Raw genomic sequence first — 1,421 nt, forward strand, 5'->3', positions numbered from 1 at the left:
TGGAGCTAGTATAGATGTATGGACACAAGTTAGTTAAGTCTCTATCCTAATAAATAGAGAGGACGTGTCCGGAATGAAACAAAAACGTTATAACCAGGAATTCAAACAAACAATCGTCGAACTCTACAGATCTGGCACATCTGTGAGTGATCTCAGCCGCGAATATGGTGTATCTGAAGTAACCATCTATAAATGGATCAAAGCACATTCCCCAATTGAAAATGGAGGCGGTTTGACACCCGCTGAAATTGCAGAAATTCAGAAGGAAAACCTTCGCCTTCAACAGGAGGTCGAAATCCTAAAAAAGGCTATGACCATATTCGCGAAAAAATGACCGACCAAGAGATTATCGACCATATCGAACAGGAAAAGGAGAACCATCCTGTTCAAGTCTTGTGTGAAGTACTCGAAGTGCCCAGAAGTACGTATTATCAATCCTTTCATAAAGTGAAATCCTCGTATGAAATGGAGAACGAGGCGATTTTAGAACGCATAAAAATCATTCATGCGGAGAGTAAAGGCCGCTATGGTGCGCCTAAAATCCATGAGTTTCTCAAAAAGGAAGGATTCAAGGTTAGCTTGAAACGTGTCCAACGCATCATGAAAACAGAAGGAATCCGATCTATCATCACGAAGAAATACCGTCCGGCTTCATCAGCTAGCCAAATAGAAGAACGGGATAATTTACTGGAACAAGATTTTGAAACTACGACAATCAACGAGAAATGGGTTGCGGATATTACGTATATCTACACGCTTAAAAACGGTTGGTGCTATTTAGCTTCCGTCCTTGACTTACATACCAAGAAAATTGTAGGTTATGCCTTTTCTAAGTCCATGACAACCGAGCTTGTCTTACAAGCATTAACGAACGCAATTGATGTGCAACAGCCAGATGATGGCTTGATTCTGCATACTGATTTAGGTAGCCAATACACAAGCGAGGACTTTGAAAAAGTAGTAAAAGCAGCGAAAATTGAACACTCTTTCAGTCGAAAAGGTTGTCCTTATGACAACGCCTGCATTGAGTCTTTTCATGCAACTTTAAAGAAGGAAGAAGTCTATCAAACAACCTATATAGATTTTGAAGCAGCACGATTCGCCCTCTTCCAATACATTGAATCATGGTACAACCGGAAACGGATCCATGGGGCGATTAACTATTTGACGCCGCAACAATTAGAAGATCTGTGCAGACAGGAAGCTGCTTAATCGAAGGAAGACATTGGGACTTCGATTCACCCTACCTACACATTTTTTCGGGAACGACATCCATGGACTGTACTTCCTGTATCCAGCGAAAGCTGTCAAGAGCGGGCTTTCTCTTGATTGGTTTCGCTGGATACAGGACCATCCATGAATGGATGCCGTTTCTGACAACGACTTAACATTTTTGTGTCCAGGATATTGACATAGATCCA

The 1,421-nt window shown here is 41.6% G+C and carries 1 protein-coding gene; it reads left to right on the forward strand.

The features are described 5' to 3' along the window. Positions 1 to 73: 73 nt before the first annotated feature. Positions 74 to 1,212, forward strand: a protein-coding gene (locus tag CSV69_RS16515; protein ID WP_369823971.1) for an IS3 family transposase whose coding sequence is annotated in 2 segments (ribosomal slippage) — positions 74 to 308 and positions 308 to 1,212 — 1,140 coding nt in all. Because the reading frame shifts where the segments join, the coding sequence is not laid out codon by codon here. Positions 1,213 to 1,421: the final 209 nt, after the last annotated feature.

The organism is Sporosarcina sp. P26b (assembly GCF_002743245.1).
GTDB classification, from domain to species: domain Bacteria; phylum Bacillota; class Bacilli; order Bacillales_A; family Planococcaceae; genus Sporosarcina; species Sporosarcina ureae_C.